Origin of the sequence: Anaerocolumna cellulosilytica (assembly GCF_014218335.1) — a bacterium.
GTDB lineage: Bacteria > Bacillota > Clostridia > Lachnospirales > Lachnospiraceae > Anaerocolumna > Anaerocolumna cellulosilytica.
In genome coordinates this window covers 5020001-5043078 of record NZ_AP023367.1, presented here as the reverse complement: position 1 = coordinate 5043078, position 23078 = coordinate 5020001, and the positions used below count along the sequence as shown (strand labels likewise).

Here is a 23078-nt window from a genome sequence, read left to right as displayed (position 1 = left end):
GAAGAATCATGAATATATTTGAAAGGTAAGCAGACCAATGGAGAAAAATAGTCATGAGATAATCGAACTCGACTTTAAGGAATTATTTTATATTCTTTTGGGACGGGTGTGGATTATTGTATTTTCCTGTATTCTCTGTGCACTGAGTGCTGGAATATATACAAAAGCAAGGATTCGTCCCATGTACCAGTCCACAGCCAGTCTATATGTAATAAACAGACAGGATGAAAAGAAGACAACCAGTTATTCGGACTTACAGACCGGAACTCAGTTGACTAAGGATTTTCAGATACTGGTTAAGAGCAGACCGGTAACAGAACAGGTTATATCGGATTTAGGGCTAGCTACTACCCATGAGGAATTGGTATCTCACATAACGGTAACGACACCTTTAGATACAAGAATCCTGGAGGTTGCCGTGAATTATCCAGATCCTTATACTGCAAAAAAAATAGCGGATGCAATCTGCTTCATATCGGCGGAACGTATGGCTGCTATCATGGAAATAGAAAAGGCTAATATCGTGGAGAGCGGCAACATACCTGTTGGAGCGGTATCTCCAAGTTTACAAAAAAACATGTTTTTAGGTGGAGCAGCCGGAGGGCTGGTTGCAACCTTCTTTATATTATTTTTTTATTTTCTGGATGACACTATAAGGACTGGTGAGGATGTAGAAAAACATCTGGGCTTAACTATACTTGGAACAATCCCGGAAGAGAATGGGATATTGAATTCTAAAAAAGTCAAAGCAGAGCTTAAAAAAGCATATAAAAAAGGCTACAGGGGAGGAAACAATAATGCAATCTATTAAGATTGAGAAATTAGAAGATATGAATTACAGAAGTACGGAAGCTTATAATACCCTGCGCACCAATATACAATTTTGCGGAAAAGATATAAAGACCATTTGTATTACAAGCTGTACTCCCAATGAGGGAAAAAGTCTGGTATCTTTTCGTTTGGCCAATTCCTTAGCTGAGAGCGGAAGGAAGGTATTGTTCTTAGATGCTGATTTGCGCAAGTCTGTACTGGCGGGTCGATTAAAAATTGATAAAGGCGTACTTGGGCTATCCCAGTATCTTTCCGGCATCAATACATTAGAGGAGGTATTGTATCAAAGCAATCTTGATAATCTTGATATTATATTTGCAGGTCCAACCCCCCCGAATCCACTGGATTTAATCACTAAACCATCTTTTCAAGAGTTAATCTGCAAACAAAGAGAGCAGTATGACTATATCATAATAGATACGCCTCCCCTTGGAATTGTAATTGATAGTGCTACAATTGCAGAAGCCTGTGATGGAACCATATTGGTTATCCAGTCCAATAGCATCAGTTATAAACTTGCCCAGAAGGTACTAAAGCAACTTAAGAAGGGGACTTGTCATGTACTAGGGGTCATCTTAAATAAAGTTGGTCTAAAACAGAGGAATTACTACGGAAAACAATACAATAAATACTATGGCAAATATTATGGAACTTAAGGAAGTAAGAAGACAGGTCATTGATTCTAACGGGTACAAAATAAATCATGTAGTACGGAAAGGTTTTAATATTAGGAAAGGAAGGCCATAGTTTGATTTATTTTATTGTGGTGATACCGCATAGTGGTTGCGGTATGCAAGGGGTATCATTATGAGAAAATTCATACTGCTTGCCAGTATCTTTACTGTAATTTTAACTGGAATCTTTATTTTATTATCTGTTTCAGAGGATAGGATGGGTCCGGTTATAGAGGTGATTAGTTCAGATGTGGTTTATTGTGAAGGGAAAGATCCGCAGGAACTGCTTAAATCGGTTACCGCCATTGACGATAGGGACGGAGATGTAACAAACGCTGTCATAATCGAAGACATATTGCCCATGATTGATAATATTACGGCTAAGGTTACCTATGTGGCAAAGGATAAAAGCAATAATATTTCAAAAAAAGAGATATTGATTCCTTATGAGGCAAGGCAGACCGAAGAGGAGGAAGTACCTCCTAAGATTACGCTGTCAACAAACCAGATTCTCTTACCGATAGGTACTTCTTTTGAGCCGGCTTCTTTAATTAGTGAAATCCTAGATAGAGGTCAATCCAGAAAAGAGCTTATAAGTAACCTGACCATAGTCGGAGAATACGACATAGATACACCTGGTAATTATGTTTTATTATTATATGTTACGGACTTAAGAGGAATTGAGTCCAATAAAGAATACGTATGGATTGAGGTAAAATAGCTTGTCCAGAGTAAACAATAAACACAGCAGGGCAATTATTACCGGACTGTCAATCGTCTTGAGCATATTCCTTGTGATAGGACTTTCAGGGTATTTCATTATGAAAAGTTATATTAGTAAAATGCGCACTGGTACTGACGGGGAATACCCACCCATGATTCGTATTCTTTCTTAAGAATCCGGGGAATGGAGGTTCTGGGAATTGATTTTGAAAAGGATATTGAGGAAATGCAGAAAAAAATATATACAGAAGAATAAGACCGGATTTATAGATCTGCATTGCCATATACTTCCGGAAGTGGACGACGGGGCTAAAGATTTACAGCAAGCAATAAATATGCTTAAGTTGGCTTATAAAGAAGGAATACGGGCAATTGCTGTAACGCCTCATTACAAAGAAACGGTTTTTGAGAACCCCACAATACGACTTATAGAGAAATTAAACCAAATAAAGGTGGCAGCTAAAGAATTCGAGGGACTTACCTTAACACTTGGCTGTGAGATATATTATAGTCATGAAAGTGTACATATGCTTTTGGATGGAGTGATACCTACTATTGCGGACAGCCGCTATATTCTTGTGGAATTCTCTCCTTATGCAGAATATAAATATATAAAAAACGGACTTCAGGACATGATATTAAACGGTTACCGACCTATACTGGCTCATGCGGAACGATATGATAATCTTTGTGAGTTAGAAAAAATACGGAATTTGACAGATATGGGAGTCTATCTGCAAATAAATACTGGCGGAGTACTTGGAGAATTTGGACGGGAGGAAAAAAGGCGGTGTAAAAAATTATTGCGGTACCGATTAGTTCATGTGGCGGCTACCGATGCTCATGATGATACGGAGAGAGCTCCGGCAATAAAAAAGTGTTTTCAATTTATAAAGAAAAAATATGGGACAGAGTATGCCGAAGCACTATTTATTTATAATCCAAAGAAGGTTTTAGCAGGTAAATATCTTATGTGACAAAAGAAAGAAACGAAAAAGTAACATAGGTTCTTATACCGTTTCCGGTTTACAAGAGAGTAAAGTTGAGGGGAAGTAAAAGAAAGGAAGCCACACAGCAATCTCTTTCAACCGATTCTATTAGTGGCAGTATTGCAGGCATGCCTGCAATAGGCAATGGGTATAAAGATGAATATTGCAGTAGCCGGTACCGGATATGTGGGTCTGGTAGCAGGAGTGTGTTTCGCTGAAAAAGGCCACAAGGTAACCTGTGTGGATGTAGACGTTAATAAAGTGGAACTTATGAAAGCAGGAATATCACCTATCTATGAGACAGATTTAGAGGAATTAATGAGGAAAAACTACGAGGCAGGAACAATAGAATATACCACGAATTATATTAAAGCATATGAGTATGCAGATGCCATTTTTATAGGTGTAGGCACTCCGGAGCGGACAGATGGGTCGGCGGACCTTTCCTACATAGCAACGGTAGCAAGGCAGATTGCTGAAACCGTACGGCAGGATTGTCTGATAGTTGTAAAATCCACGGTCCCCATTGGTACCAATGATAAGGTAGAACAGTTTATAAAGGATTTTTTAGTTCACGATGTGAAGGTAGAAATTGCCTCTAATCCTGAATTTTTAGCCCAGGGTACTGCTGTGCATGATACCCTTCATGCCTCTAGAATTATTATTGGTACAGAAAGTGAATGGGCAAAAGAGTGTTTATTAAGAATCTATCAGAATTTTAATCTGCCAATTGTATCAGTAAGCAGGCGCTCGGCTGAGATGATTAAGTACGCCAGTAATGATTTTTTGGCACTTAAAATATCATATATGAACGACATTGCGAATCTATGTGAACTTGTGGATGCCGACATAGAAGATGTAGCAAAAGGAATGTCTTTTGATGACCGGATTGGAGGGATGTTTTTAAAAGCAGGTATAGGTTATGGCGGTTCCTGCTTTCCAAAGGACACCAAAGCCCTTAAGTATCTGGCGCAAAAGTATGGTTACCAATTAAAAACAGTGGAAGCGGCAGTGGATGTGAATAAGGAGCAGAAAACCAGACTGTTTTATAAGGCGTGCGACCGTATGATTACATTCAAAGGCTTAAAAGCAGCAATTTTAGGTCTTACATTTAAACCGGGAACCGATGACTTACGGGAGGCTCCCAGTCTTGACAATATTCCGTTACTATTAGAAGCAGGTGCTGCTATTTATGCCTACGATCCGGTAGGTACTGAGAACTTTAGAACACGTTATCCTGAGGGGAAGAACGACAATGGAACCATAACTTATGTTCACACACCGAAAGAAGCCTTAGAAAGTGCTAATATATGTTTTATATTTACAGAGTGGAACCAGATAAAATCCATAACGCCCAAAGAATACAGCTTATGGATGCAGACTCCATTAGTGTATGACGGCAGAAATATTTACAAAGTTAGTGATATGAATCAGGCAGGTGTTGAATATCACAGCATTGGCAGGAGGAATAAAAACATTCACTAAAAAGGTCAGAAGAGGTAAAAGTATGCGGATTCAGAAATGCTGCTGTTAAAATATGAATATAACTGTAGATGAAAAACTGTCTTAGATGAAAAAATATCATTGTAGTAAGGCACTGAATCAGCTATAATCTTTTAATAAAAATGGAATAATATTACATATGGATTGCAAGGAAAATTAGAAAGAAAGGATGCCATACTGTCTTCCTTCAATCCTATATTGTGGCAGAGGTGTTGTATTACTGTATTCTATATACAGCATCCAAGGAAGAAAAAATGGAATCATACAGGATGGCAGATTCAAGATTAGAGGCAAGAAGAGACGATATAGTTGAATTAGATATGAAAGAGATTTTGTTTATTTTATATAAAAAGCTCTTTATTATCCTTCTGGCGGGTGCTTTAACTGCCGCGGCCATTACGTTTATCGGCCTTTTTGGTGTTGAGCGGATTTATACATCAACTACCAAGCTATATGTCATTAACAGACAGAACGATAACAAGACTACTTATTCAGACTTGCAGACAAGTGCTGTGTTAACACAAGATTTTATGATACTGCTAAAAAGTCGCCCTATTCTGGAAAAGGTTATTTATCAGTCCGGTGAAAAGCTTAGTATTAATGAATTTGGCGCAATGATAGCTGTTAGCAATCCGGAAGGTACAAGAGTATTAGAGGTAAGTGTAACAGATTATGACCCTCAAAGGGCAAAGAATCTTGCAGATGCAATAGCAGTTGTGGCATCCAAAGAACTGGTAAATACCATGGTAATGGAAAAAATAAACATAGTAGAATATGGTAATCTGCCCATAAATCCAGAAGGCTTGAACTTAGTACGCAGTATTATAAGCGGAGCAGTAATTGGAATTGCTATTACTTCCGCAGTTATTCTGATTCTATATTATACCAATGATAAAATACGTGGGGCAGAAGATGTGGAACGCTGGCTAGGAACTACCACATTGGCATTCATTCCTTTAGAAGGAGAAGAAACAAGACAGGAACGCAGCTATAAAATAGCAAAGAAAAAAATGAATCTGGCTGAGAATAATTCATAGTAAGCAATTGCGTAACTTTTACATTGAACAGAGACTACTTCTAACACATAAAATGAATGTTTTGCAATTGACTAATAATTCGTAAGTATATAGGGAGGCTTTTATGAAAGTAAAGCAGGGATTTTTACTGAGGGAAATTGCAGACTCTTGGGTGGTAGTACCGGTAGGACAGCGAGTGGTGGAATTTAACGGATTGATGAGCTTAAGCGAAAGCGGCGCACTCTTATGGAAACGCTTGGAGCAAGAGGTTACAGACGATAAAGAATTAATTAGTCTGCTTACTGGTAGTTATGAGGTGGACGAAGAAACAGCCAGGCTAGATGTAAGAGAGTTCATAAGTAATATAACAGAAAAAGGATTCCTTAAGGTATGAGCACCACTTGGGGAACCTTAAGCGGACGTCTAGTAAAAAATTCTATGGAACAAAAGCTTCCGCTTATTGGAGAGTTTGAACTAACAGGGCGGTGCAATTTAAGTTGTGGTATGTGTTATGTGAATTGTCTCAATCAAAAGGAGGCCGAAAAAAAAGAACGTTCTGCAAAAGAATGGATAGGGCTGGCTAAGGAGGCCTTTGATGCGGGAATGCTATTTCTCCTGCTAACAGGCGGTGAAATTTTTATAAGAAAAGACTTTCAAGTTATCTATGAAGAATTGGCTATGATGGGCTTTAACTTAACCTTATATACCAATGGAACCCTGATTACTCCTCAGATTGCAAGCTGGCTTGGAAGAGTAAGACCTTCACAAATAGAGGTAACCTTGTATGGAGCATCTCAGGCGACCTACAAAAAAGTCTGTGGTAATGCAGAAGGATTTAGCCGTACTTTAAACGGAATTGAATTGTTGTTAGCTCAGGGAATAAATGTACAGGTCAGAACAAGTATTATTAAAGAGAATGTAGATGATTTTGAGAACATGGCAGAGCTTACAAAAAAATTCGGCTTGCAGCTAGGCATAGTTAATTACATATCACCACGAAGAGATGGAGAAAAACCCGCCCAAAATACAAGGCTTTCACCAAAGGAAACAGCCCTGCTTGAAAAAAGAATAGAAGAATATAATATAAGAACCGATACGTCCCATGCTTATGTTACGGAGGACACCTCCCTTGCAAATCATACACAGGAGCAGTCATGCCAATTGTATGATATAAATGACCCTTTTCAATGTGGCAGTGCAAAAAATTCCTTTTGGATAACTTGGGAGGGGAAGATGGTACCCTGCTCCTTTATGAACCAGCCAAGTACTTTACCTTTTGAAAAGGGCTTTCAGACAGCATGGAAGGAACTGATAAAGCTTTGCAGTCTGGTACCGGTATGCAAAGTTTGTTCGAACTGTGAGCTATCGGAATATTGTGCAACTTGTCCTGCAAAACTTTATAACGAGACCGGAAGCTTTGAAAAGGCTTCCCAATATTTGTGTGAATTGGCCAGGGAAAGGAAACAGGTTATGGTATAGATATATTTCAGACAGGAGGTGATTTTATAAAGACGTATGTTAAGCCAACATTTGAGATAGTTGAACTTAGGCCGGAAGAGAGGCTGGCTACCTGCGGTAACAGCTATGTTAATTCAACCTTAATGAATGTAATTTTGGCCTTGATTTTTGGCTGGTGTACCAGGTGTAAAAGGGTATGGTCCGGCAGTACCTCCTGTAGTTAAAACATTTAAAGATATCCCCCAAAATTAAAACTATGGTTTTACCATACATAAAGGAGGAATGCCGGATGACACAAACAATTCAAGTAGCCGGTTTGTGTATTCAACTAAACGCAGATTTTCGGTTGAAAAGAAATAAAAAGTTACTCTGTTTTACGTCTCTGGAACAGCATCCGGCAGACCTTAACGTAACTATAGTTCGCCAAGAGGAGCTTTTGATGCCAGAATATACTACCAGACTGGATGAGAACTTAAGATGGCATAGACCCACAGAAGGGTGCGGAGGAAACACCCTCTATATCAAAGAGGCAGATACCAATAAGGCTGTCTGCTGTCTTACAACAGACCAGGCATGGAAAGAGTGCTTAATTACATTTGCAAAAAAGTATAAAAAACCTTTGGACTACATAACAGGAGCCTTTGGCGAAATTATGTTTCGCAACCGTATTCTGTTTCATCAGGGGATTGTGCTGCATGCGGCAGCCATTGAGTGGGAACGGCAGGGAATTCTTTTTTGCGGACCATCCGGTATGGGAAAAACCACACAGGCTAATTTGTGGAAGAAGCATATGGGAGCAAGAATAATTAATGCAGATCGGCCTGCACTGCGAATCATTGGTAATACACCGTATGTTTACGGAACTCTTTGGAATGGTTCTTCCAAGAAATTTAAAAATAAATCAGTGCCTCTTAGAGCAATTGTGGTACTTGAACAGGCAGTAGAAAATTCTATCCATAATTTAGATGGCAGAGAAGCCGCCAAAAGATTATTGCCCAGATGTTTTTTGCCGTATTATCAGCCGGAAATTATGGATTTGGCACTATGCAATCTAGAAAATATAATAGCGTTAGTGCCTGTATATAAGTTGCGATGCAGGCCTGATAACGAGGCAGTGGAGTTGGTTTATCAATGTCTGATATAAAATATTTAAAAATTGAGAAGATGATGCCTGTTATAAAGGAACTGCTTAACGCCGGAGGCAGGGTGCGTATTACGGTGACAGGTATGAGCATGTATCCCTTTTTGAGGGGAGGCAAAGATAGTGTTACACTTGCAGGCACAGACTTTGCTTGCATTAAATCGGGGGATATTGTACTCATACAACGAAAAAACAAACAATATGTACTTCACAGGGTAATGAAAAAGACAAAAGTGGCAATATATTTATGTGGAGATGCTGAACAGTGGTGTGAAGGTCCTATCTATCCGGAACAGTTTGCGGCAAAGGCAGAAGGCATCTGGCGTGAGGAAAAATATATAGAATGTACTCACAAACTGCTTCAGGCACTCGTTTTTATGTGGAGGCTGGCATTTCCCATACGTATATTTTTAATCCGGTTCAATGGACGATTGCGTAATATACGGCAAAGCATAAAAAGAAGGAGAGGATGTATATGAAACGTAACCTAAGTACAGTTTTCTGGTTATCTGTCTGGGTCAAGAAATATTTCTGGTCTCTTATAACACTCATTGTCATAGGAAGTGTTTTGTCACTGTTAAGGGTAGCATTAGCTGTGCTTTCAAAGGCGTTAATTGACGGTGCGGTAGAGGGAGTGTGGCAGCAGGCTGTAAAAGCCTGCCTTTCTTTTGTGCTTGTAATTGTAGCGCAGATTATATTAAAAGGAATAAGCACTATGCTATCTGTGAATACCCTGGAAAATATGTCAAACCAGATGCGAAATAAACTGTTTCATCGTCTATCTCACATGCGTTGGCTAGATTACACAGCGTATCATACCGGGGATTTAATGACGCGTATCACCAGTGATGTGAATATTGCAGCCGGTGGTTTGGTTAGAGCTGTTCCGGAAGTGATAGCATTAACAACAGGCGTGTTAGCGGCTGTTATCACACTGCTTATATATGATCCGGTTATGGCAGCCTATGCATTGCTATTAGGGCCTGCGGCTATGTTAGCAGGATATATCTTTGGGAGCAGGTTTATAGTCATACATGAAAAAGCTCAGGAGGCAGAAAGTAACTATCGTTCTTATATACAGGAAAGTCTTGAACATATTCTCATTCAAAAAACCTTTTGCAGGGAGGAAGCTATGGAGCAGAATCTTTCAAGGCTTCAGGAAACCAAGAAGAAGCTGGTATTAAAAAAAAGCCTGGCATCACAGATAACAAGCACATTGGTAACCGGAGGTTTTTGGATTTGCTATTTGTTGGTTTTTGGATGGGGAGCTTATAAACTATATAAGGGACTCATAAGTTTTGGTACCTTAACAGTGTTTATACAGTTGGTGGCTCAGGTGCAAAGCCCTTTTATGGAACTGGCAGGAACATTGCCGCAGGCCATGAGCACTTTTTCTTCTGCCAGGCGTCTTCTTAAGCTGGAAGGAGAAGAAAGTGAAAAACAGTATTTGAAAGAGGTTAAATTAGATTTTTCTTCGATTCATCTGGAAGGAATTCACTTTAGTTACAAATATGAAGCGCCTGTCTTACAAGAACTTTTCTTTCAGATTCAAAAAGGGGAGGTGATTGGGCTAATTGGAGCCTCAGGAGAAGGCAAGACTACCTTAATTCATATTCTCATGCAGTTAATAGAACCCCAAAAAGGTAAGATGTTTATTCAATACAGGCAGGAGGTATGGCAGACGGAGGCTTCCCTGCGTAATCTGATTGCCTATGTCCCCCAGGGAAACACCTTGTTTTCCGGCAGCATTGCTGAAAATCTCAGGATAGGTGATCCGGACGCTACGAAAGCTGAAATGCTAATGGTTTTAAAGACGGCAGACGCCATGGACTTTATAAGTAAGCTGGAGAAAGGAATAGATACCATAATAGGAGAGAGAGGAATAGGGCTTTCAGAGGGACAGGCACAAAGAATAGCCATAGCAAGAGCACTTATAAAGAAAGCACCGATTCTCGTCCTTGATGAGGCAACCTCAGCATTGGATACAGAGACAGAAGAAAGGGTACTGCGTGCAATTAGCAATCAGTATAAAGGCATAACCTGTATTATTATAACCCACCGTCTAACTCTCTTGCAGTTTTGCGATAGAATTTTAGAATTAAACAAAGGTAGATTATATGAAAAATCAGAAATAAGTTCTACGTATGTTAGCGAAGCTTTAGGCGGTTAATCAGCAAAGCACGGTTCTGGCTAATAATGGCTGCCTCTTTATAAAGGTACAGAGATTTTAACCGGAAGCAATTGCGCAGACCTCGATGAATCCATGCTACCGGTAATAAAAGAGGGAATTTCTTGGCGTACCAGTATCGGGAGTGTAGCCATTTACTGCATGGGAAATAAAATAATGCCTTATGTTTTAAAGTTAGTGTATTATGTTTCTCATGATTACAAGAAGAATAGTATTTTAACAAGCTGCCGCTAATATCCCGGTTCATCGTCTTACGACCGTACACCCCGGCATCCAGAATATCCTCCATGAGTAAATCTACGTCGGAATCTTCTACAGCACCGGGAAAGATACATGGTAGTTTTAAGGAAAAATATTTCTCACATAACCGTACTAAAGTTGCTGCCAGATGAGTAAGCCGACAGGTGAGTAGTTTGTCCTGCAGATAACCCATATCCAATTTCAACCCTTCTTTTTCTAAGAACAATACAATATCACATACACTTCGCAAGCCAATACCCTCTGACATTAGATGGCCAGCAAAATGCAACAACAAATGAAGAAACATATCCTCTATAGATAGGGTGAATATAGAAGCGTCCATGCCTTTGATTTCTATCCGTTCGCTGCGTTTCAATACAGCTGTGGTTAAGTCAGGATAGATACACTGTATTTCTTTTTCACTTAAGCATTGATGCATTTCAAGCAGCGGAAAGTACTTATGAGAAAAACAAAAATGGCGGGGAGTATTCTCTTTTAAACGGTATCCCATCTTTTGAAGAAGTTTTTTTGCTTTTTTCATATTTGCTTTATGTATAAGTAAATCTCCATCTCCCATCGTTCGAAGTTCAGGCTTTGGATAATAATTTCTTAAAACCAGGCCCTTTAGTGCAATAACAGAAATGCTGTTATTATGGAAGACTTTTATAATAGTATTTACCTGTTCAACATGTTGTAACTGTCTGGCAGCAGCAGACTTGGTCTCTTGTTTCCATTTGGAAAGGAGGGGGGCTGGTATGGAATCTTCCCCTAAGTCAGCAATTAGAGGATAGAGCAGAGTATGTACCTGGTGAGCAGCAGCTTCTTCAAATAATCTATCCCAGGAAATGTTGTTAACCTCGTTAAAAGCAGGATGCTCTGCCCGGATTGCATAAGATAATAAAGATATTAAAACTGATTCATGTAATTCCATAAAACCTCCATATGGTAAAAATTTACAGTCATTATATCATGATGGTAGGGAGAAAACAAGCATTAGTCTGAAAATCAAAAATATATGGTATTCAAATGAAGATATAAGTAGTAAAATAATAATATCTGAAAAAAACGGAAGATAGTTTCAGCAGTATGCAGAGGGTGAAGGAAAATAGTCTGAAAGGGGCCACAATAAACTTAGTAATAATCCTTCCGCCTATAAATGTGGCATTAAAATCAATACATGAATAAAAAAATTTTACTTTTGGTCTGGCTGCCGGCTATTTTTATGATGGTTATAATATTCCGGTTTTCATCTTCAACGGGTATCAAATCTTCTGGTTTGAGTTCTAATGTGACAGACTCTCTTTTTAATACCATGGACAAAATTGTGGATTTAAACCTAACGCCTGAGGCAGAACTAAAATGGAAGGAAATGATACATACCCCCCTTCGTAAGGCAGGGCACTTTACAGAGTATGCCCTTTTAAGCATTACAGTATCGCTCCCGCTATATATAGTTCATAAAAAAAGAGGCAGAGTTCTTTTTCTGTATACACTTAGTATTTGCTTTTTATACGCCTGTACCGATGAAATACACCAACTCTTTGTGCCTGAACGTTCGGGGCAGTTTACGGATGTATTAATAGACAGTGCAGGGGCTTGTTTTGGTTGTTTTCTGTTTTGGGTTTTTTTGATATTAAAGAATAGGAGAAACAAATGATAAGCTTACCAGAAAGCATATTATCCTGCTTTCGCAGGCAGAAAATAGATATTGACAACAATTTAGCTAAGAGTTACAATAAAATAGTAAAAAGAATAAAGAAGGAAATTCTTCGGGGCAGGGTGAGATTCCCGACCGGCGGTATAGTCCGCGACCTGAAAAGTTGCAAGTAATTTTAGAAACGACAGAGTAGCAATTTTTCAGTTGATTTGGTGAGATTCCAAAACCGACAGTAAAGTCTGGATGTGAGAAGAAATATTATTGCATAGATATATGCAACAATACGTTATGAATCGCCTCGAATTTTATGTTCGAGGTTTTTTGTGTTTAAGGAGCAGCCAAGAATTTTCCTTTCCAAGAAAAAAAGGAGAGAGAATATGAATCAAATCGTCCAGAATGTAAAAAAGGAAAAAAACCAAAGTACATTTCAAAAGCAAGATATTCCATTAAAAAGAGAGAAGTTCTTCACCACCAAAGCTATGGTAACCATCAGTCTTTTGTCAGCATTATCCTATGTATTGATGCTATTAGAATCACCACCATTTATCGGATTTCTACGCTTGGAACTAAGTGATATACCTGCAATTATCGGTGCCTTTCACTTTGGACCCATGGCAGGAGTTGTTATTGAACTTATTAAGAATGTAATTAAAGCCATTACCGCAACAAAGACAGCAGGTATTGGTGAGTTAGCTAATTTTATCATAAGCATAGCCTATGTAGTACCGGCAGCCTTTCTTTATAGAAAGATGAAGAAGAAACACCATCCTTTCTTGATTTTTGGAGTGGCAACCATTGTCATGACCGCCGTAGGGTTTATAATGAATTATTTGGTTACTATTCCGCTATATGCTAACCTCTATGGAGGTATGGATAATGTAGTGGCAGTTGCCAAGGGGATACCGGGAATCAAGGATAAGTTTACTTTGATTTTATATGGAATTACACCGTTTAATATTGTTAAAGGTATCTTTTTAGGTTTTGTAGGGCACTATACTTATCGGATGCTTAAAAACAGATTGTAAGAATACCCGTAAGATACTTGACTAAATCCTATGACCATGATACAATAGGAGACAATTTAAAACACCCGTGAGGGAGTAGTTTGCGTAAGGAATTACGTGTCAAGTCAACATACTGACTGTAAAAAGTCTGGCTTGCCTTAAATAACGAGACTCATGTATAGCTTTTATAAGCCATACATGGTCTTTTTTTATGCTCGTGTATAGCTTATCATGCTGTACATGAGCTTTTTTATTTATAATTCTCCTATAATCGAGGTAATTTAAATGAATAAAAGTAGTAAAAACACACGGAGGAAATTGTTTTGAAGGATTTTATGGAAAACAAAGAAAGCTTAATTAGCTGCCTTAACTCAAATGCTGTGACAGGACTAACAACTGTGCAGGCTGAGCAGAACCAGGAAAAATACGGAAGAAATACGCTGACAAGAGAAAAGCCGGAATCACTGGTAAAACGTATCCTGGGAGCGGCCAGTGAACCTATGATATTAATGCTTGTTATGGCAGGAGTAGTAGCACTGATAGTTAATATTATACGCGCTACTACCGGTGGAGAAGCAGACTTCTTAGAATGTGTGGGTATATTTGCTGCAATCTCTCTGTCCGTTCTTATTACGGTAGTCATGGAAGGAAAGAGTGCCAAGGCCTTTGAAGCCCTGTCAAAAATAAGTGAGGATACCCAAATAAAGGTACTGAGAAACGGCGATACTGTAATGGTAGGACAAAAAGATATTGTAGTTGGCGATATCGTACTTCTATCAACCGGAGATAAGATTCCGGCAGATGGGCGGTTAATTGAAAGTGTAGGTCTTGCAGTCGATGAATCCATGTTAACCGGTGAGAGTGTACCAGCAAAAAAGGATGCTGAACTCATTTTTGCGGATGAAAAAACGCCCCTTGCAGACCGTGGCAACATGCTTTATTCTGGTAATTATATCACAAGCGGATACGGTAGGGCAGTTGTAACAGCAGTAGGTGATAACACTGAATTTGGCAAAATTGCCAAAGAACTTACCAAAACTGAGAAATCTTCCACTCCTTTACAGGAGAAGCTGGCAAGACTGGGTAAGACTATAACCATTCTTGGGATAATAGCAGCGGCAATTGTTTTTGTATCCGAAATAATTTCTTTTGCCTTGGCAGACCGTTTGGTATTAGAGAATGTATTAGAAGCATTTGTAACCAGTATTGTTCTGATTGTTGCAGCCGTACCAGAAGGACTTCCAACAATCGTAGCCGTGTCTCTTTCGATTAACATAATAAAATTGTCTCATCAGAATGCGCTGGTAAAAAAGATGATAGCCTCAGAAACCGTTGGCTGCATTAATGTGATCTGCTCAGATAAAACAGGTACCCTGACTGAGAACAAAATGAAGGTATCTGCCTATTATGACAGGAAATGGCATGAACATCCTACAGATTTACTCTGTGACTGGATTGTTCATAATGTCTGTCTTAACACGACTGCTGATATTTCTCAGGATGGTACCTTTATCGGAAATCCCACGGAATGTGCCATGTTAAATTTTTATGAGCAGTCGGAAGCAAGAAGGAGAAGTCTGAAAACCTATAAGGATGAACGGTCAGACCATGATGTTTTATATGCTTTTCCTTTTTCATCAGAATTAAAACATATGACAACTATTAGTAAAGTGGATGGGAAGATTATTTCTTATGTTAAGGGAAGTCCTGAGTGTGTTTTTGAAATGTGTAATATCCAGGCTGACCAAAAGAAAGAAATCGAACAGTATATAACAAAAGCCCAGGAAAAAGCAATGAGGGTAATTGCCTTTGCACATAAAGAACTGGATACAATGCTTGACTATGAGGAAGAAGAACAGCATTCCACTATGGAACATGACATGGTATTTGATGGCTTTGTTGCTATAGCTGACCCTTTGCGCAAGGATGTATATGAAGCAGTTAAAAACTGCCGTCTTGCCGGTATCGACCTTAAGATATTAACCGGTGACAATATTGTTACTGCCACTGCGATTGCCAATGAGCTCCACATATTAAACAATGAACATATAGCGGTAGAAGCTAAGGAGATAGCAGATTTAAGTGATGAAGAACTGTTAAAGAAGCTTCCTAGCATTAGTGTAATTGCAAGAAGTACACCCACAATTAAAATGAGAGTCGTAAAATTGTTAAAATCTCAGGGCAATGTAGTTGCGGTTACCGGTGATGGAATTAATGATGCACCGGCACTTAAGAATGCAGACGTTGGTATCGCTATGGGGATATCCGGTACGGAAGTATCTAAGGAAGCCAGTGATATCGTACTTTTAAATGACTCCTTTTCAACTATTGTAAAAGCCATAGCCTGGGGACGTGGAATCTATGAAAATTTTAAGCGTTTTATACAGTTTCAGCTGACAGTAAACGTTTCCTCCGTAATTGTAGTTTTTATATCCATACTGCTTGGACTGAAAGCACCTTTTACTGCTTTACAGCTCTTATGGATTAATATTATCATGGATGGACCACCGGCCCTTACCTTAGGTCTTGAACCAATTTATGATGACTTAATGAAACGTCCGCCTACAAAGCGAAGTGATAATATAGTATCCAAATCCATGCTGTTAAGAATCGGACTAACCGGTCTTTATATTTCAATAGTATTTTTATGCCAATATACCTTTAACTTTTTAGGTGCAGCCGAAGAAGAAATGACAACCGTTTTATTTACCTTATTTGCTTTATTTCAATTATTTAATTCCTTTAACTGTCGTGAACTGCATACAGTAAGTATCTTTAAGCACTTGTTAAAAAACCGGATTATGCTTTTAGTAATTACCATTACCTTTGTATTGCAGATTCTTATTATACAGTTTGCAGGAGCATTCTTTGGCACTATACCGCTAACATTTGTTATGTGGATGAAAATTTTCGGAGTTACCTTAAGTGTTATTGTACTGTCTGAACTTGCGAAGCTGATGCTAAGAAGACTAAAAGGATGACCTGCTTCTTAAAAAGGGAGAACCCTTGTAATTTCAGCTCAATCTGCTATAATTGCACATAGAAGCATTCACAATTAGAGAGAATAGAGTAAAGAGAGAAAAAGCATGATTATAGAGAGCCATAACAGGGAAGAAACCTTTCAGCTTGGCAAAAGGCTTGGAGAAAATGCCAAAGCAGGAGATATCTATTGTCTATCCGGTGACCTTGGAACCGGCAAGACTGTATTTACGCAAGGATTTGCAAAAGGCCTGGGCATTGAGGAGACTGTAAGCAGTCCAACCTTTACCATAGTACAAGAATATGAAGAAGGAAGATATCCCTTTTATCATTTCGATGTCTACCGGATTGAAGATATAGAAGAAATGTATGAAATTGGTTATGAAGATTACTTTTTTGGTGAGGGAGTTTGTCTTATAGAGTGGTCGAATCTGATAAAGGAGCTCCTGCCGGACAAGCCGGTAGAGATAACCATTAAAAAAGAGCTTGATAAAGGCTTTGACTATAGAATAATACAGATTAATAATCTAGAGGAGGGCAGGATATGAAGCTCCTTGCATTAGACAGCTCAGGTCTGGTGGCATCTGTAGCACTTGTAAATGAGGAAAAAGTACTGGGTGAGTTTACAATTAATAATAAAAAGACCCATTCACAAACGTTGCTGCCAATGCTTGATGAGTTAATAAAACAGGTTGGAATGGAATTAAAGGAATTGGATGCAATAGCGGTAGCAGGAGGACCCGGTTCTTTTACCGGGCTTCGCATCGGTTCTTCCACTGCAAAAGGGTTAGGGTTCGTACTTGATATACCCATTATCAAAGTACCTACGGTAGATGCTCTGGCCTATAATCTATATGGAACGGAAAAATTAATATGTCCAATTATGGATGCCAGAAGAAATCAGGTTTATACCGGACTTTATGAATTCAATGAAGAATTTGATATTATACAACCGCAGATGGCAGCAGGAATTGAAGAAATAGCTGAAATTGTTAATAACATGGGTAAAGCCGTTATTTTTCTTGGCGATGGAGTAGAAGTGCATCAGGAAAAACTAAAGGAGTTAATGAAAGTTCCATATCAGTTTGCACCGATTCATTTGGCAAAGCAGCGGGCAGCAGCAGTGGGGGCTATCGGTCTTACGTATTATAAAAATGGACTGTATGAAAACGCTGACATTCATGAACCGGAATACTTAAGGGTATCTCAGGCAGAGAGGGAACGGGCAGAAAGATTATTGGAGCAGGCGAAATAATGGAGAACATAATAATTCGCAGAATGGAAGCAAAAGATATAACTGCCGTAACAAGTATGGAGGAGAAAATATTTTCACTCCCCTGGAAGTGGAAGGATTTTGAAGATTCCATAGGCCGGATAGATAATGTGTATTTAGTTGCAGAAATGGGCAGTCGGATAGTAGGATATTGCGGTATGTGGGCAGTAGCCGGTGAAGGACAGATTAATAATGTGGCTGTGGAAGAGAACAGTAGACATAAAGGAATTGCCTATACCATGTTAAATAAATTACTAAAAATCGGAATTGACCAGGGGTTAACAGCCTTTACATTAGAAGTTAGGGTAAGTAATCGGTCCGCAATCTCAGTTTATCAGAAACTTGGATTTCACTCCGAGGGAGTACGAAAGAATTTTTATGAGGCTCCTATAGAGGATGGAATGATTATGTGGCTGTATGTTAAGCAATAATCTTGTGTTTTACAAAAGTTTTTAGAAAGAATTTTCGTTAAATAGTTACTAATTTGCAGCGAAGTTTTCGGAAAGAGATAGCCTGTAACACTTGAAAACACGCAGAATACGGATGGTTGTTAATAAAAGGATATAGCAGATACAGTAATTCCCACTGTAAAAATCCAACATATAACGTTATAATGGATTTAAGAAGGCGGTCAAGTTAGCAGGAGGGATAACACATGGATAAGGTTAATACTATTCCACAGACGGACAAGGATATTTGCTGCAATGTCTGTGGAAAGCAAATCTTCATGGAGCAGGGAATACTAAAGGAGGATGTTTTCGAGGCAGCTAAGGAATGGGGATATTTTTCAAAATATGATTTAGAAGTCCACAAATTTAATATATGTGAAGAATGCTATGACAATTTCATAAAATCCTTTAAGATACCAATTAAGGTAATCCGTAAAAAGGAAGTGTTATAAAGTAAGGGGCTGTTACAAAATCCTGATACCGCATTAAAGTGTACGAAAAAGCGGTTAAGGAATGGGACAGCCCCTTATTTTTAATATAAAATGGTTTTGAAAAATCGTACTTTAGGTGGTAACCATTTCATCTGCCAATGAACTTAACATCACGCCGGTGTTTATTTTGTTAGTTATTTGGTAGCACTTGATAATGCATATTGGTTATGCTAATATTGATTTAATAAGCTTTGTTAATATGTGTAGAGCTTCCAGATGCGGGAAGAATAGTATTACAAAAGCGAGATAAGTGAGGAAGATACATGTTAGATGTTTGTTTACTTGGCACCAGCGGAATGATGCCGTTGCCAAACCGATGGCTTACGGCTTTAATGACCAGATACAATGGCTCCAGTCTATTAATTGATTGCGGGGAGGGCACCCAGATTGCAATTAAAGAAAAAGGATGGAGCTTTCATCCGATAGATATTATTTGTTTTACTCATTACCACGGAGACCATATCAGTGGTTTGCCGGGACTTTTACTGACAATGGGTAATGCAGACCGAACCGAACCTGTAACCATGATAGGACCAAAAGGCTTAGAAAGAGTTGTGAATGCCTTACGAGTGATTGCACCGGAACTACCATTTGAAATTAAATTTATTGAATTATCGGCCCAGACAGAGGAGATAAGAATCGGAGGTTATGTTATACAGGCCTTCAGGGTGCACCATAATGTGATATGTTATGGCTACAATGTAGTAATTGAAAGAGGCGGGAGATTTTTTGTTGAGAAGGCAAATGAGAACAATGTACCTCAAAAATACTGGAATCGCCTTCAAAAAGGAGAAACCATAGAAACAGAAACAATAATCTATACACCGGATATGGTACTAGGACCTGGCAGAAAAGGGATTAAATTAACCTACTGTACGGACACCAGACCTATTCCCCTTATAGCAGAGCAGGCACAGGAGGCTGATTTATTTATCTGTGAGGGGATGTATGGAGAGAAAGACAAGGCAGAAAAAGCAGTAGAGCATAAGCACATGACTTTTTATGATGCTGCAAGGCTGGCAAAAACAGCGCAGGTGAAAGAACTTTGGCTTACTCATTACAGTCCGTCTCTAGTAAGACCAGAAGAATTTATGGAAGACACCAGAGCAATTTTTCCCAATGCGAAAGCCGGAAAAGATAGAAAAAGTATAACCTTAAATTTTGACCCGGAAGAATAAGCAGTAGATACAATTGTCCGATTAATAAAACCAGTATATATTCCATTTAACGGATGGTATAATTCGAGATAGCCACAGGGGCAGGCAGATAAATTACCAAGTATAAGTAAATGAGTGTAAACTATAACATGGTAAAAGGGGGAATTGGAATGAAAAAAATAAATATGTCACTAAAAACAGTGGTTTGTGTAGCTATTTTAGCAGCACTTATCTTTGGGTATTATAAATATACATCAAATAGAGGAAAACAAACAGATACAAATACACAGGCTGACGAACTGCAAACTTTGTTAGTGAAAGACCTGGAAGAGGATTATCCTTCGACACCCAGAGAGGTTGTAAAAGTATATAGTCGGATTATTAAAGTATTATATGATAAAGAACTGAAAGATAGCCAGGTTGAGAAACTAGGAGAGCAAAATCTTAAACTCTTTGATGAAGCTCTTTTGGCTGTTAATCCAAAGGACACATATTTTATTAATTTAAAATCAGAAATTGTTAAGTATAAACAAGAAAATAGCTCTATTACAAAGTATGCGATAGCAAATAGTGAGGATGTTGAATATTTTAAGGACAAGGAGCAGAGCTTTGCCTCTCTAACAGTAACCTTTACAGTCAAAGAAAAAAGCAGTGAAGAAAAAGTAAAAGAAAAATTCCTTCTTCGTCAGGATGAAGAAGGCCGATGGAAAATACTTGGCTGGGAGATTCAATAGTACAAATTAAAGTGAGGAATAAAGAAAACAACTATGGATAAAGATGTAATGATTTTAGCAATAGAATCGTCCTGCGATGAGACTGCCGCAGCAGTGGTAAAAAACGGAAGGGAGGTATTATCAAATGTAATATCTTCTCAAATCGACCTTCATACGCTTTATGGCGGTGTGGTTCCGGAAATTGCTTCCAGAAAACATATGGAAAAGATAAATCAAGTCATAAAAGAAGCTTTAGCCGAAGCAGACTGTAGTTTAGAGGCGTTAGATGCCATAGCGGTTACTTATGGACCTGGTCTGGTAGGAGCATTATTAGTTGGGGTCGCAGAAGCGAAGGCGATTAGTTATGCAGCAGGAAAACCTCTGGTTGGTGTTCACCATATTGAAGGGCATGTATCCGCTAATTTTATAGAACACAAGAATTTGGAGCCTCCTTTTTTATGCTTGATTGTATCGGGAGGTCACACCCATCTGGTTATTGTAAAAGAATATGGTGTATACGAAATTATTGGTAAAACAAGAGATGATGCGGCTGGCGAAGCATTTGACAAGGTTGCAAGAGCGATAGGCCTTGGATATCCGGGAGGGCCTAAGATTGATAGATTAGCGAAAGAAGGAAACAAAACAGCCGTATCCTTTCCAAGAGCCAATCTGGAGGGATGCCCCTACGATTTCAGCTTTAGCGGTGTAAAGTCAGCTGTTTTGAATCATTTAAATTCCTGTGCTATGAAAAAAGAAGAGGTTAATACAGCAGATATAGCTGCCTCTTTTCAAGAGGCTGTTGTAGATGCATTGGTTACAAAGACTATGGCGGCAGCAAGGGAGTATAAAATGAAGCAGGTAGCTATTGCCGGAGGGGTAGCAGCTAATTCTGCATTACGAGAAGCAATGGATATGGCCTGTCAGAAAAACGGCTTGACATTGTATTATCCTTCGCCCATTTATTGTACAGATAATGCAGCCATGATAGGAGCGGCGGCATACTATGAATACCTAAAAGGAACCAGACACGGACTTGATTTGAATGCGGTTCCTAATTTAAAGATAGGACAAAGGTAATAGCAGGAGTACAAATTTTAATTACGATTCCTTAGACTAAGCCTATTATGAACCTGCTAACGGTTTCTATATGAAAATGATATCAGGCTGATGGAACCGGTATTTATTAAGTAACTATACGAAAATTATAAGGGTATTACATTTAAAAACACAAAATTTAATATTTCACTAAAAGGAAAGGTGCTGTTTTACTGCTTTTATATAGTTTAAGTTTATGTTGGATGACATTGTAAAAGTAAAATGGTATGCCAGGTTGAGTAATGGATAATAAAAAAGTTGCCGCAATTGTGTTAGCTGCCGGAGCAGGTAAAAGGATGCAGTCTGATACACCGAAGCAGTATTTGCTGCTAGATGGAAAACCAGTACTCTATTATACATTAAAGGCTTTTGAAAACAGCAATGTTGATACTATAATTCTGGTTGTAGGAAATAATGAAATAGAATATGTTAAAACCAACATTATTAATCGATATGAGATTAAGAAGGTTAATGCTATAGTAGAAGGCGGAAAGGAAAGGTATCATTCTGTATATCAAGGTTTAAAGGCGGTGGGTAACAGCGAATATGTACTAATTCATGATGGAGCCCGCCCTTTTATAACGAAAGAAATGATAGAAAAAGTAATTGAAAAAGTAGAAGAGAGCAAAGCTTGCGTAGTAGGAGTACCTGTTAAGGATACAATTAAAATTGTTGATGATAGCAACTTCATTGTAAACACACCAGACAGGAGCCGCCTTTGGAGCATACAAACCCCTCAGGCTTTTTCCACGGAATTAATTACAAAAGCATATAGTATGATTTTAGACGAGTCAGTAAAGGAAGATATTAGAACCGACAGTATTGGTTTTAAGAGCAGTTCTGAGAAGGCTATTACAAAGTCTGTAAAGGCAGAACCGATGAAAAGAATAAACATTACAGATGACGCAATGGTATTAGAATACACACTAAATTATCCGGTACAAATGATTTATGGAAGCTATTATAATATAAAAATTACCACACCTGAAGACTTGATTGTGGGAGAGGCGTTTCTTAATGACAGATAAAATATGACAGATAAAAGAACTTGTCATCTGGGTTATAAATGTACCGACTCAGAATTAAAAAAGAAGTTTAAAAAAAACGAAAAAAGTTTAAAAAAGTGCTTGACTTATTATTTGAGGTTTGCTATACTATCCAAGCAGTGTTCGGAGAGGTGTCCGAGTGGTTTAAGGAGCCGGTCTTGAAAACCGGTGATTCCGAAAGGGACCGTGGGTTCGAATCCCACCTTCTCCGCTGACAAGATTGCATTATATGCAATCTTGTTTTTTGAGAGAATTACTACTGTCAGCCTTTATGGAGAAGTACCCAAGCGGCTGAAGGGGCTCCCCTGGAAAGGGAGTAGGTCGTTAATAGCGGCGCGAGGGTTCAAATCCCTCCTTCTCCGTTGACTTTTTGTGAGAAAAACTACTGAGAAAAATAATTAAAAAAAGTAGTTGACAACTCTTTGTAAGTGTGATAAGATAGTCGAGCTGG

23 protein-coding genes, 2 tRNA genes and 1 riboswitch are annotated in these 23078 nt (G+C 38.6%); of the genes, 24 read left to right on the top strand and 1 reads right to left on the bottom strand.

The features are described 5' to 3' along the window. Window positions 1-37: 37 nt before the first annotated feature. The 11 genes from acsn021_RS21015 to acsn021_RS20965 all read left to right on the top strand — a co-directional run bounded on the left by acsn021_RS21015 (window position 38) and on the right by acsn021_RS20965 (window position 10505). Complete coding sequence (locus acsn021_RS21015) at window positions 38-811, top strand: YveK family protein (RefSeq protein ID WP_184091925.1); 774 nt, start codon at window positions 38-40, stop codon at window positions 809-811. Next, window positions 798-1487 carry a CpsD/CapB family tyrosine-protein kinase gene (locus acsn021_RS21010; RefSeq protein WP_184091923.1) on the top strand — a complete coding sequence of 230 codons (690 nt, stop codon included), beginning with the start codon at window positions 798-800 and terminating at the stop codon, window positions 1485-1487. The genes acsn021_RS21015 and acsn021_RS21010 overlap by 14 nt, the downstream gene beginning before the upstream one ends. Window positions 1488-1638: 151 nt before the next feature. Beyond that, window positions 1639-2226 (top strand): hypothetical protein, encoded by a 588-nt coding sequence (locus acsn021_RS21005; protein ID WP_184091921.1) that lies wholly within the window; start codon window positions 1639-1641, stop codon window positions 2224-2226. Between the two features lie 208 nt (window positions 2227-2434). Further along, window positions 2435-3205, top strand: a complete 771-nt coding sequence (locus acsn021_RS21000) for a CpsB/CapC family capsule biosynthesis tyrosine phosphatase (RefSeq protein ID WP_184091919.1) — start codon at window positions 2435-2437, stop codon at window positions 3203-3205. A gap of 168 nt (window positions 3206-3373) precedes the next feature. Beyond that, complete coding sequence (locus tag acsn021_RS20995) at window positions 3374-4702, top strand: UDP-glucose dehydrogenase family protein (RefSeq protein WP_197978622.1); 1329 nt, start codon at window positions 3374-3376, stop codon at window positions 4700-4702. A 272-nt stretch (window positions 4703-4974) separates the two neighbouring features. Then, window positions 4975-5757, top strand: coding sequence for a YveK family protein (locus tag acsn021_RS20990; protein WP_184091915.1), 783 nt, complete (start codon window positions 4975-4977; stop codon window positions 5755-5757). A gap of 103 nt (window positions 5758-5860) precedes the next feature. Then, the gene (locus tag acsn021_RS20985; RefSeq protein WP_184091913.1) at window positions 5861-6130 is read left to right on the top strand and encodes a PqqD family protein; all 270 of its coding nucleotides are present in this window, start codon (window positions 5861-5863) and stop codon (window positions 6128-6130) included. Next, entirely contained in the window at window positions 6127-7215 is a 1089-nt protein-coding gene (locus acsn021_RS20980) for a radical SAM protein (protein WP_184091911.1), read from the top strand. Before acsn021_RS20985 ends, acsn021_RS20980 begins: the two co-directional genes overlap by 4 nt. A gap of 268 nt (window positions 7216-7483) precedes the next feature. Then, entirely contained in the window at window positions 7484-8338 is an 855-nt protein-coding gene (locus acsn021_RS20975; RefSeq protein ID WP_184091909.1) for a hypothetical protein, read from the top strand. Next, complete coding sequence (locus acsn021_RS20970) at window positions 8326-8814, top strand: S24/S26 family peptidase (RefSeq protein ID WP_184091907.1); 489 nt, start codon at window positions 8326-8328, stop codon at window positions 8812-8814. The genes acsn021_RS20975 and acsn021_RS20970 overlap by 13 nt, the downstream gene beginning before the upstream one ends. Next, the gene (locus acsn021_RS20965; protein ID WP_184091905.1) at window positions 8811-10505 is read left to right on the top strand and encodes an ABC transporter ATP-binding protein; all 1695 of its coding nucleotides are present in this window, start codon (window positions 8811-8813) and stop codon (window positions 10503-10505) included. Before acsn021_RS20970 ends, acsn021_RS20965 begins: the two co-directional genes overlap by 4 nt. On the opposite strand, the gene acsn021_RS20960 is transcribed toward acsn021_RS20965, so the two are convergent. After that, on the bottom strand, window positions 10483-11694 hold the full coding sequence (locus acsn021_RS20960) for a nucleotidyltransferase domain-containing protein (RefSeq protein WP_184091903.1): 1212 nt from the start codon (window positions 11692-11694) through the stop codon (window positions 10483-10485). The two genes, acsn021_RS20965 and acsn021_RS20960, sit on opposite strands and share 23 nt — an antisense overlap. A 246-nt stretch (window positions 11695-11940) precedes the next feature. Here acsn021_RS20960 and acsn021_RS20955 point away from each other — a divergent pair, with 246 nt between their 5' ends. The 13 genes from acsn021_RS20955 to acsn021_RS20895 all read left to right on the top strand — a co-directional run bounded on the left by acsn021_RS20955 (window position 11941) and on the right by acsn021_RS20895 (window position 22989). After that, the gene (locus tag acsn021_RS20955) at window positions 11941-12420 is read left to right on the top strand and encodes a VanZ family protein (RefSeq protein ID WP_184091901.1); all 480 of its coding nucleotides are present in this window, start codon (window positions 11941-11943) and stop codon (window positions 12418-12420) included. 104 nt (window positions 12421-12524) lie between these two features. Then, a riboswitch (FMN riboswitch) is annotated at window positions 12525-12679 on the top strand. A 118-nt stretch (window positions 12680-12797) separates the two neighbouring features. Then, window positions 12798-13445, top strand: coding sequence for an ECF transporter S component (locus acsn021_RS20950; protein ID WP_184091899.1), 648 nt, complete (start codon window positions 12798-12800; stop codon window positions 13443-13445). Between the two features lie 302 nt (window positions 13446-13747). Continuing rightward, window positions 13748-16405, top strand: coding sequence for a calcium-translocating P-type ATPase, PMCA-type (locus tag acsn021_RS20945; protein ID WP_184091897.1), 2658 nt, complete (start codon window positions 13748-13750; stop codon window positions 16403-16405). 105 nt (window positions 16406-16510) lie between these two features. Beyond that, window positions 16511-16951, top strand: a complete 441-nt coding sequence (gene tsaE, locus acsn021_RS20940; RefSeq protein WP_184091895.1) for a tRNA (adenosine(37)-N6)-threonylcarbamoyltransferase complex ATPase subunit type 1 TsaE — start codon at window positions 16511-16513, stop codon at window positions 16949-16951. Further along, a complete protein-coding gene (gene tsaB, locus acsn021_RS20935) occupies window positions 16948-17658 on the top strand; it encodes a tRNA (adenosine(37)-N6)-threonylcarbamoyltransferase complex dimerization subunit type 1 TsaB (RefSeq protein WP_184091893.1) in 711 nt (236 codons plus the stop codon). The genes tsaE and tsaB overlap by 4 nt, the downstream gene beginning before the upstream one ends. Then, window positions 17658-18107 carry a ribosomal protein S18-alanine N-acetyltransferase gene (gene rimI / locus acsn021_RS20930; protein WP_184091891.1) on the top strand — a complete coding sequence of 150 codons (450 nt, stop codon included), beginning with the start codon at window positions 17658-17660 and terminating at the stop codon, window positions 18105-18107. The genes tsaB and rimI overlap by 1 nt, the downstream gene beginning before the upstream one ends. Window positions 18108-18331: 224 nt before the next feature. After that, window positions 18332-18577 (top strand): hypothetical protein, encoded by a 246-nt coding sequence (locus tag acsn021_RS20925; protein ID WP_184091889.1) that lies wholly within the window; start codon window positions 18332-18334, stop codon window positions 18575-18577. A 302-nt stretch (window positions 18578-18879) separates the two neighbouring features. Next, complete coding sequence (locus acsn021_RS20920; protein ID WP_184091887.1) at window positions 18880-19794, top strand: ribonuclease Z; 915 nt, start codon at window positions 18880-18882, stop codon at window positions 19792-19794. 149 nt (window positions 19795-19943) lie between these two features. Next, window positions 19944-20507, top strand: coding sequence for a DUF6715 family protein (locus acsn021_RS20915; RefSeq protein ID WP_184091885.1), 564 nt, complete (start codon window positions 19944-19946; stop codon window positions 20505-20507). A gap of 33 nt (window positions 20508-20540) precedes the next feature. Next, a complete protein-coding gene (tsaD, locus tag acsn021_RS20910; protein ID WP_184091883.1) occupies window positions 20541-21563 on the top strand; it encodes a tRNA (adenosine(37)-N6)-threonylcarbamoyltransferase complex transferase subunit TsaD in 1023 nt (340 codons plus the stop codon). A 260-nt stretch (window positions 21564-21823) separates the two neighbouring features. After that, window positions 21824-22609: a 2-C-methyl-D-erythritol 4-phosphate cytidylyltransferase gene (ispD, locus tag acsn021_RS20905; RefSeq protein WP_184091881.1), complete on the top strand. Its 786-nt coding sequence runs from the start codon at window positions 21824-21826 to the stop codon at window positions 22607-22609. A gap of 143 nt (window positions 22610-22752) precedes the next feature. Continuing rightward, window positions 22753-22838: transfer RNA gene (locus acsn021_RS20900), tRNA-Ser, on the top strand. A 62-nt stretch (window positions 22839-22900) separates the two neighbouring features. Further along, a tRNA-Ser gene (locus acsn021_RS20895) sits at window positions 22901-22989 on the top strand. Window positions 22990-23078 lie beyond the last annotated feature (89 nt).

Bases quoted from the DNA above. Each gene is read 5' to 3' on its own strand.
- acsn021_RS21015 (WP_184091925.1), top strand. From the start codon at position 38: ATGGAGAAAAATAGTCATGAGATAATCGAACTCGACTTTAAGGAATTA.
- acsn021_RS21010 (WP_184091923.1), top strand. From the start codon at position 798: ATGCAATCTATTAAGATTGAGAAATTAGAAGATATGAATTACAGAAGT.
- acsn021_RS21005 (WP_184091921.1), top strand. From the start codon at position 1,639: ATGAGAAAATTCATACTGCTTGCCAGTATCTTTACTGTAATTTTAACT.
- acsn021_RS20995 (WP_197978622.1), top strand. From the start codon at position 3,374: ATGAATATTGCAGTAGCCGGTACCGGATATGTGGGTCTGGTAGCAGGA.
- acsn021_RS20990 (WP_184091915.1), top strand. From the start codon at position 4,975: ATGGAATCATACAGGATGGCAGATTCAAGATTAGAGGCAAGAAGAGAC.
- acsn021_RS20985 (WP_184091913.1), top strand. From the start codon at position 5,861: ATGAAAGTAAAGCAGGGATTTTTACTGAGGGAAATTGCAGACTCTTGG.
- acsn021_RS20980 (WP_184091911.1), top strand. From the start codon at position 6,127: ATGAGCACCACTTGGGGAACCTTAAGCGGACGTCTAGTAAAAAATTCT.
- acsn021_RS20975 (WP_184091909.1), top strand. From the start codon at position 7,484: ATGACACAAACAATTCAAGTAGCCGGTTTGTGTATTCAACTAAACGCA.
- acsn021_RS20970 (WP_184091907.1), top strand. From the start codon at position 8,326: ATGTCTGATATAAAATATTTAAAAATTGAGAAGATGATGCCTGTTATA.
- acsn021_RS20965 (WP_184091905.1), top strand. From the start codon at position 8,811: ATGAAACGTAACCTAAGTACAGTTTTCTGGTTATCTGTCTGGGTCAAG.
- acsn021_RS20960 (WP_184091903.1), bottom strand. From the start codon at position 11,694: ATGGAATTACATGAATCAGTTTTAATATCTTTATTATCTTATGCAATC.
- acsn021_RS20955 (WP_184091901.1), top strand. From the start codon at position 11,941: ATGAATAAAAAAATTTTACTTTTGGTCTGGCTGCCGGCTATTTTTATG.
- acsn021_RS20950 (WP_184091899.1), top strand. From the start codon at position 12,798: ATGAATCAAATCGTCCAGAATGTAAAAAAGGAAAAAAACCAAAGTACA.
- tsaE (WP_184091895.1), top strand. From the start codon at position 16,511: ATGATTATAGAGAGCCATAACAGGGAAGAAACCTTTCAGCTTGGCAAA.
- tsaB (WP_184091893.1), top strand. From the start codon at position 16,948: ATGAAGCTCCTTGCATTAGACAGCTCAGGTCTGGTGGCATCTGTAGCA.
- rimI (WP_184091891.1), top strand. From the start codon at position 17,658: ATGGAGAACATAATAATTCGCAGAATGGAAGCAAAAGATATAACTGCC.
- acsn021_RS20925 (WP_184091889.1), top strand. From the start codon at position 18,332: ATGGATAAGGTTAATACTATTCCACAGACGGACAAGGATATTTGCTGC.
- acsn021_RS20920 (WP_184091887.1), top strand. From the start codon at position 18,880: ATGTTAGATGTTTGTTTACTTGGCACCAGCGGAATGATGCCGTTGCCA.
- acsn021_RS20915 (WP_184091885.1), top strand. From the start codon at position 19,944: ATGAAAAAAATAAATATGTCACTAAAAACAGTGGTTTGTGTAGCTATT.
- tsaD (WP_184091883.1), top strand. From the start codon at position 20,541: ATGGATAAAGATGTAATGATTTTAGCAATAGAATCGTCCTGCGATGAG.
- ispD (WP_184091881.1), top strand. From the start codon at position 21,824: ATGGATAATAAAAAAGTTGCCGCAATTGTGTTAGCTGCCGGAGCAGGT.